This window comes from Fictibacillus fluitans (genome assembly GCF_030418125.1).
GTDB lineage: Bacteria > Bacillota > Bacilli > Bacillales > Fictibacillaceae > Fictibacillus_C > Fictibacillus_C fluitans.
The window spans coordinates 144187-151346 of the sequence record NZ_JAUHTR010000010.1 but is presented as its reverse complement, the minus strand read 5'-3'; the positions used below and the strand labels follow the sequence as shown (position 1 = coordinate 151346).

Here is a 7160-nt window from a genome sequence, read left to right as displayed (position 1 = left end):
AGACATTCAGACACCTCCCGGCGATTTTTCCGTACTCTTATCTGTATGCCGGGTTGGGCTTGTTAGGTGTCTGTACCAAGGGGAATGATTGCCACATTAAAAATCTATAAAATATCTTTAAAAAACTATCAATAAAAATAGAAAAAGAAGAAATTGATATACATCGGATAATTGTAGATCCTAAACAATTTAGAAAAGGAATTGCCTAGAGCCTTTTGGATTTCGTTGAAAGACAGCAGGGAATGATTGCTCCACATAGATTTTCTTGTGAATAAAAGCCATAGAAAGATTCTCCGCATCGTTGTAAATTATCAACTGTATCTTTTAATGATGGGATGCCATAAGAGCCTATTATATTTGCTTCTACTTGATAAGAAGGGATTTGGAGGTTTAATACTTCCTCAGCAATTTCTCTATTACTAATGTCAATTGTCAATTTTTATAATAAAGATTATCCCCTCATTCAATCAATTATCTTATTCAACAATCCTGCTTGTTTGTTGAATAAGTTCCATTAGAAAAGGCGTTAATCCTTATTAGATCAACGCACCCGTTAGGTGAAACCCTTTACAATATATTAATAAGAAACCTATACTATTCTCTCTAAATTGCAGCACAATGAATATTTTTAGCAGAGTAGTAATATCAAGACGAAAAAAGCTTCCAATGCCCTTCGGAAACAACTTCGACTGCTCCGTCAATCACTTTGATGGCGGTTTCATCATCAATCGCATACGCTGGTCCGGGTATCTCGGCAGCCCATCGCTCTGCGGCAGCCATGGTATTATCCGGCAGCATCTCGTGATCAAGGTGTGGAAACATTGCAAAATCAACAAAACCAAGTGCTTTATCCTCACCGTTGGGTGGAGTCCAGCCAACGAAGATCTCTCCTATGTTAGGTGCCATCACCATGCTCCCGGCGCTCATTCCCACATAGACTGCGCGTAGAGATGGTAAGAGCTCTGCCAGCCCAGATTCTCGCATCCAGTGGCTTAGGTAGAGAGCGTCGCCGCCGGATACCAACAGGACGTCCGTTTCCTGTACCAGTGGCACCCAGTGATCTTTGTCAATACTTGGCAGCGCAGTGAGCTCCAGCACGCCCACTGACTTCCAGCCTAAATTAACCATGGGGTGCTCGGGATTCCCGCTGATGAACTTCCAAATTTTCTCGCCTGGTCCGCCCCAAGGGTTTCCGTACATCGCTGTGGGGATGCACAGTGCGGTGGAATCGGCGATTGGCTTGTCCAGCATATCTACTAGTGCGTCGTGTATGCTTTTATTATTAACGCCTGCAGATGTGAGGAGAAATTTCATAAAATCAGCTCCCTTTTCTTTGTGTAGTGCTGTCAAGGTTTTCTATACCCCTAAGACTGTTACCCTTTGATTTTCCCAACTATCGGTTAGACCTGGTCATAGTGCTCGTCATTAATTTTTCTCAACAATTGACTCTATCTGTAGATACTCGCCAAGTTTGTCCATAATGACCCTCGTGCCGTGTTCACGCTGAGCTACCGTATCATGACCGTCGAGAAAGACTCCTTGCTCGGTATATATGAGCTGAGTACCAGCTTCTGCATGCCTAAACTCCACCGTGGTCAAGGATACTGATATACGTGTTTCTTCAAGATCCATCGTATAGGAATACACGATACGCTGATTCGAAACAATCTCCTGATAGCAAGCATCAAAGGTAAAGACTGGTCCCCCTTTGGGACCACCTTGACTATACTCACGCCCGCCAACTCGAAAGTTGAATTCGTCAGCCTTCTGAAACCATTTTGCCTTGGTTTCAGAATCTGACCAGGCGGTGAACACTTGTTCAGGTGAAGCATTATAAATCTTTTCAATGACAAAAGTGTCATGTGTTGCAAAGCGTTTGTTCATCATTTTTTCCTCCTTTTAGTTTGGTTTATTTGAATACTTGTCGAGAAAGTCGTCTAGCCTGTCGAAGTGGTGTACCATACTTGATCGTCGTTCAGTAAAAAAATTTTCATGATTCTTTTTCATCAAGCTTAATAATTTTGTGAAATCCTCAACCGTCAACGGCTCTTCCATTTCCACCAGACTCGATACATTTTGTAATTCTTTTAAAAGCTTATGTTGAATTCTGATATTTTCTCTAAGTCGATCAATTTGGAGCGATACAATTTCGAATGCACTGTAATTGTGATCAGCTAGAATGGATTTAACTTCATCGAGTGATAAACCCAGTTCCTTTAATGCTAGAATTTGTTGTAGACGTGATAGGTCGGATTCGTTATACAATCTGTATCCTGAGTTAGAATATCCAGATGGAGAATACAAACCAATTTGATCATAATACCGTAATGTGCGAACGGTTAACCCTGTTAATGTGGCAAGTTCCCCAACTTTCCAATATTTTTTTCCTGCAATAATCATCCCCTCATTTCACGCGACTATTTATTACCGGTGGCTTAAATATAAACCATTACGTGACGTAGGGGTCAAGTTAAAATTTTTTCAAAAGAGATAAAAGTATGGAAAAATCTTATCGGAGTCCCTTTCCCAATAGAACACCATTTTTTATTTAACCTAGATACATAAATTCATTTTAATAATTCCACAATCCGATTGTGAAGGTGAAATCAAAGAGTCAAGTTCCTTTGTTTTTCCGTTTAGACACAGATAACTAGTAAGACTCATTTTGGTTAAAGCCTCCTATCGAAAATTGATGAACACCACAAGATTGAAAATAGAACCATTCATGTTGGTGGCATTGGTGAAGTAAAAGAAGTTGAAATAGAGAGTATAGAAGAATTAATGATTTATCTAAAAGACAATCATTCGTTACATTTACATGATATGCGAAAGGTTTTAGCGGAATATGCCACTTTCTTTAAGCTTGACGGAGTGATATTGCTAAGGATCAGCGTTTGGTTATTGATCATGTTAATAGAAATGTTGATACTGTTTAATGGTAAGAGCTTTAATAAAATAAAGGCATTTAACATTTACCTAAAATAAAGAAATTCAACCCCTTTTCATTTTCATTTGAAAAGCGGTTGTGAATTGTTAAAGATAATTAGACAGTCTTATTCAATTAAACTGCTAAGATTGCTTAATACCAAATATTTCGAAATTAGCTGATTAACTCAATCTTTTATCCCAATAAAGAATACATCTATCTTCTTACAAATAAGCGCCCTATTGTTTAAGAATATTCACTTTTTTATTTTAAGTGGGGCGTATTGTTTGAGAATTTAATAAGCGATTATTTATCATAAATCCCTTCCCTTATTCCATTAAATGGCCCGATTCGTTTGTTGGATAACTAAATATGTATGATCCAAAAATGGACAAATGGTTAATGTGTTTTTTTATGCTTCTTCCCATTCATATATCAGCACTACTAATGACGGCTCAAGCTTAACTTAAAAGGAACATCTTAACAGTTGGTGATTTTCAAAGTGTTTTCGGGAAAAGGTTAAAAAGTTGTTTTTGACATAAAAAACGAAAACGTTTGAAGGGATTGTATACCATGACCCTTTTTCTTATATACCATCCTCCTCCCCCCTTGTCGGCTTATATAAATCTTTTTTGGCTATATAAAGGCTATCACTCACCTCACAGAATGGAATGTGTACTCCCGGATGGAGCTATGGAATTAATTATTAATCTCGGGGAAGACTTGATTAAGGTATACAACCAAAAGAATCATAAACGGTTCAAAAGTTTACGTGGAAGCTTGATCTCCGGCCCGCATTCGAATTTCACGGTAATCGACACGGCATGTCAGGTGTCATCCATGGGGGTTCACTTTAAGCCCGGTGGTGCTTTCCCATTTTTTAACTTGCCAGCTAATGAATTGCGTAATGAGCATATCTCGTTAGAGGTACTTTGGGGGACCAGTGCGAATGAAATACGAGAACAGCTCTTAGAAGTTGAAACGCCAATTGAGAAATTTAAACTTCTTGAGCGCTATTTAATGGATAGGATGATTCAACCCGTGTTACATCACCCTGCTGTTGTATTCGCGCTAAGGAAATTCCAGCCTTCTGCTAATCAATGGAAGGTTGCTAATGTGACGGAACAAATCAGTTTAAGTTCAAGACGATTTATTCAAGTGTTCAAGGAAGAAGTGGGATTGACACCCAAACAATATTGCCGTATTCAGCGCTTTCAGCATGTGCTTCGTCTCATCAAAGGTGAAGAGCGAGTCGATTGGGCAGATATTGCTTTAACCTGCGGCTATTATGACCAGGCACATTTCATACACGATTTTCGATCTTTTTCTGGATTTACCCCAGCAACCTACCACTTGCAGCAAGGTAAACAAAACAATCATGTTCCGCTTGTCTGATAGGTCATTTTTTTACAATACACTCCTTCTCATCTGACTTAAACTAAATGTGTTGCGATCGTCCCCTGTATTCAACCTAATTTTTTGGGGATCAAAGCAGCCAAAATTTTAATCCATTGGAGGAGTATTTATGACACCTATAACAAAACACATACCGGAGGGACATCACACTGTGTCACCGTACATGATTATCAGGGATGCAGCCAATGCTATACAATTTTATAAAAAAGCATTTGGAGCGACTGAACTGATGCGTATATCAGATGAAAGTGGTAAGGTACGTCATGCAGAGATCGAGATTGGAGATTCACCAATTATGATTGTGGATGAATTTCCGGAATACCAGATGATGAAGAGCCCGGAAGCTCTTGGAGGCACTGCGATGCATATTTATCTTTACGTTGAAGACGCGGATGCTCTTTTTTCGCAAGCTATTGATGCAGGTGCAAAGGAATTAATGAGGGTAGAAAATCATTCCGATGGCGATCGACGAGGTGGAGTAACGGATCCATTTGGACACATTTGGTGGATTGCCACACATAAAAAGGATGTACCATTTGAGGAAAACGTGTAGCACTGAATGTATTGGAGGGATTCATTTGAAAAAGAAAGATGCTGGAGAGTCACAACAGCCATACCCGTATCCTGGTCTCGAATGTCTTGAGAGACTGGTTGGCCGTTGGAAAATTACTGGCCCGGAAATTGCCGGGGAAGTCTCCTACGAGTGGATGGATGGAGGTTTCTTTCTCATTCAGCGTTTCGACCTCATCCATAATGGACGTAAGAATAAAGGGATAGAGATCATTGGATATACAAAAAAATTTTTTGCAGAATCACCGAGTGAGCATTTGAAATCGAGAATATACGACAATCACGGCAGTACATTTGATTACACGTATGAGGTCGATGAGAACTCATTAACCATCTGGGGCGGTGAAAAAGGCTCACCCGCTTACTATAAAGGTATCTGGAGTGAGGATGGCAGTACGAATTCAGGCTGTTGGGTTTATCCTGGAGGAGGTTACGAATCGACTATGACTCGGATCAATACACAGGGAGCAAGCAATTAGCGTTCTAAAACCGTATTCTCCGACATTTCATTCATGTCTTTTAAACCACCTCTCCTCTACACAGGTTCGCTGTCTATCGTCTTCTAGCGAGCCTGCATATATTTCAGTTTTTGTTTCATTTCTATGAACGTTTATAGAGGAAGAGAAACACAGTATAATCGTTTCCTTTAAGCTGTTATTTTGATCTTCTTCTTTCTGCGCGCCTCCAGAATTAAAATAATAATGGCGCTGCCCAAGAGTAGCAAAATCGGCGGCACAGCTGCATGCATCATGAATGGGCTTCCTTTCAGACTCAAGTTATTTTCCCGGTACTCCAGACGCTTCACTGCATAATCTGCAGTAGGAAGATTTGTTCTGCCCGCAAGCTCCTCCAATGGAGGTTCAAGAACGAAACGATCCGGCTGGTCGGCATGCAAATAGGTTATTTTTGAATGGGGATGGATAGTTGACCACTTTTGTGCTTCTGATTTCGCCTGAACTCTGGCATCGGTTCCCGGAGCGTAAACACGATTCATCTCTGGAACATTCTCGAATACATAGCGAGGAAGCACGTACAGGTTATGCTTTGTCTGGACAGGTTTTTTAGAGGAAGAAACAGCGTATGTTTTTATGGCTGCTGCTGCTGGAAAAGTATCGAATATTGAAGCAAGAGAGGTTTCTCCAATGCCGTTGTACAATAGGACCCCTGTTTTAGGTTTATTGAGATTAAAAGCGATATTAAAATAGTAAGGAGCATCTTCAATTCCAGGATAATGGGGTTTGATGGATGGATTCTTTAGGAAATGGGAACCGGAATAATGAATGGAATCCGCTGCAAGTGCTGCTTTTTCATGGCCAGCAAGCTTCGTGATTAAATAAAGGGAGGCATCAATCCCGGAAGTTAATCCAGCGGATGAGATGATTCTACCATCCTCTACAAACCTCTGATCCCGGACCCACTTTACTTCCGGATAGTTTTTTATTTCCCGCCCAATTCGGCTCCAGTGAGTTGCGGCGGTCTTGCCTTCCAGCAGCCCGGCGTCTGCAAGGTTCACTGCACCTCCGCAGATGGATAAAATAGAAGATGCCTTTGCTGCATGCTTGCGCAGATAGCTTTTTACCGGCTTGTATTTCTCACTTTTCATTTTAAAAATATAAGGGACGACGATCACATCGGGACTTTTCCCGAGCAGTTTATCTAATTGCTTAAATGAATAATGCGGCAAGACATCCAAAGATCCGCTTAAATGTGTTACATCTGTTGTAGGAGCAGCAGCAAACACATTAAATGATTTGGTAGCTGAGAATAATTCATATGGAGCCAGGAAATCAATCACCTCAGTCGTCCCGCTGCCAAGCAGGATTACAACAGTCGGTTTGGAACGATCGTAGGCAGGAGGCTTTATGTGGTAGTTGCCGTCCTGCTTACCCCCTCCAAACATCATACCCGCGTAATCGGCCGCACCAGACAAGCCTGTTAAAAGAAAAGGCACAATTACTATCATCACATACATAAAAATTCTTAGGGCTCTTTTCATCGTGGGGTCTCCTTTTTTTATATTTGCCCTTATTGTATGTTCTTCTCTATCTGCCCCCTACTGTATAAATTCACTACATCATCATGAGATACTTCATGATTTTAATGGGTGGGATGGGAAATGCTGATTGCTGTACAATGATTGAAATGTCTAATCCGTACGAAGAAGTTATTATAAAAAAGAAACAGGACACGACTGCATCATTTTCTCTGCATTACATATAGAAAGGAAAGCCCCCACCCTTGTTTGTGG

7 protein-coding genes are annotated in these 7160 nt (G+C 40.6%); 3 read left to right on the top strand and 4 right to left on the bottom strand.

The window, feature by feature from the left end; all coding sequences use genetic code 11:
* Positions 1–645: 645 nt before the first annotated feature.
* The 3 genes from QYB97_RS17985 to QYB97_RS17975 all read right to left on the bottom strand — a co-directional run bounded on the left by QYB97_RS17985 (position 646) and on the right by QYB97_RS17975 (position 2400).
* The gene (locus QYB97_RS17985; RefSeq protein ID WP_301167408.1) at positions 646–1314 is read right to left on the bottom strand and encodes a Type 1 glutamine amidotransferase-like domain-containing protein; all 669 of its coding nucleotides are present in this window, start codon (positions 1312–1314) and stop codon (positions 646–648) included.
* A gap of 111 nt (positions 1315–1425) precedes the next feature.
* The gene (locus tag QYB97_RS17980; RefSeq protein ID WP_301167407.1) at positions 1426–1884 is read right to left on the bottom strand and encodes an SRPBCC family protein; all 459 of its coding nucleotides are present in this window, start codon (positions 1882–1884) and stop codon (positions 1426–1428) included.
* 15 nt (positions 1885–1899) lie between these two features.
* Positions 1900–2400, bottom strand: coding sequence for a MerR family transcriptional regulator (locus tag QYB97_RS17975; RefSeq protein WP_301167396.1), 501 nt, complete (start codon positions 2398–2400; stop codon positions 1900–1902).
* A gap of 1099 nt (positions 2401–3499) precedes the next feature.
* On the opposite strand from QYB97_RS17975, the gene QYB97_RS17970 reads away from it, so the two are divergent.
* The 3 genes from QYB97_RS17970 to QYB97_RS17960 all read left to right on the top strand — a co-directional run bounded on the left by QYB97_RS17970 (position 3500) and on the right by QYB97_RS17960 (position 5391).
* Entirely contained in the window at positions 3500–4321 is an 822-nt protein-coding gene (locus tag QYB97_RS17970) for a DUF6597 domain-containing transcriptional factor (RefSeq protein WP_356948193.1), read from the top strand.
* Between the two features lie 130 nt (positions 4322–4451).
* Positions 4452–4895: a VOC family protein gene (locus QYB97_RS17965; protein WP_301167394.1), complete on the top strand. Its 444-nt coding sequence runs from the start codon at positions 4452–4454 to the stop codon at positions 4893–4895.
* A 25-nt stretch (positions 4896–4920) separates the two neighbouring features.
* On the top strand, positions 4921–5391 hold the full coding sequence (locus QYB97_RS17960) for a hypothetical protein (RefSeq protein ID WP_301167393.1): 471 nt from the start codon (positions 4921–4923) through the stop codon (positions 5389–5391).
* A gap of 167 nt (positions 5392–5558) precedes the next feature.
* On the opposite strand, the gene QYB97_RS17955 is transcribed toward QYB97_RS17960, so the two are convergent.
* The gene (locus tag QYB97_RS17955; protein WP_301167392.1) at positions 5559–6908 is read right to left on the bottom strand and encodes a DJ-1/PfpI family protein; all 1350 of its coding nucleotides are present in this window, start codon (positions 6906–6908) and stop codon (positions 5559–5561) included.
* Between the last annotated feature and the right edge of the window lie 252 nt (positions 6909–7160).

Bases quoted from the DNA above. Each gene is read 5' to 3' on its own strand.
- QYB97_RS17985 (WP_301167408.1), bottom strand. From the start codon at position 1,314: ATGAAATTTCTCCTCACATCTGCAGGCGTTAATAATAAAAGCATACAC.
- QYB97_RS17980 (WP_301167407.1), bottom strand. From the start codon at position 1,884: ATGAACAAACGCTTTGCAACACATGACACTTTTGTCATTGAAAAGATT.
- QYB97_RS17975 (WP_301167396.1), bottom strand. From the start codon at position 2,400: ATGATTATTGCAGGAAAAAAATATTGGAAAGTTGGGGAACTTGCCACA.
- QYB97_RS17970 (WP_356948193.1), top strand. From the start codon at position 3,500: ATGACCCTTTTTCTTATATACCATCCTCCTCCCCCCTTGTCGGCTTAT.
- QYB97_RS17965 (WP_301167394.1), top strand. From the start codon at position 4,452: ATGACACCTATAACAAAACACATACCGGAGGGACATCACACTGTGTCA.
- QYB97_RS17955 (WP_301167392.1), bottom strand. From the start codon at position 6,908: ATGAAAAGAGCCCTAAGAATTTTTATGTATGTGATGATAGTAATTGTG.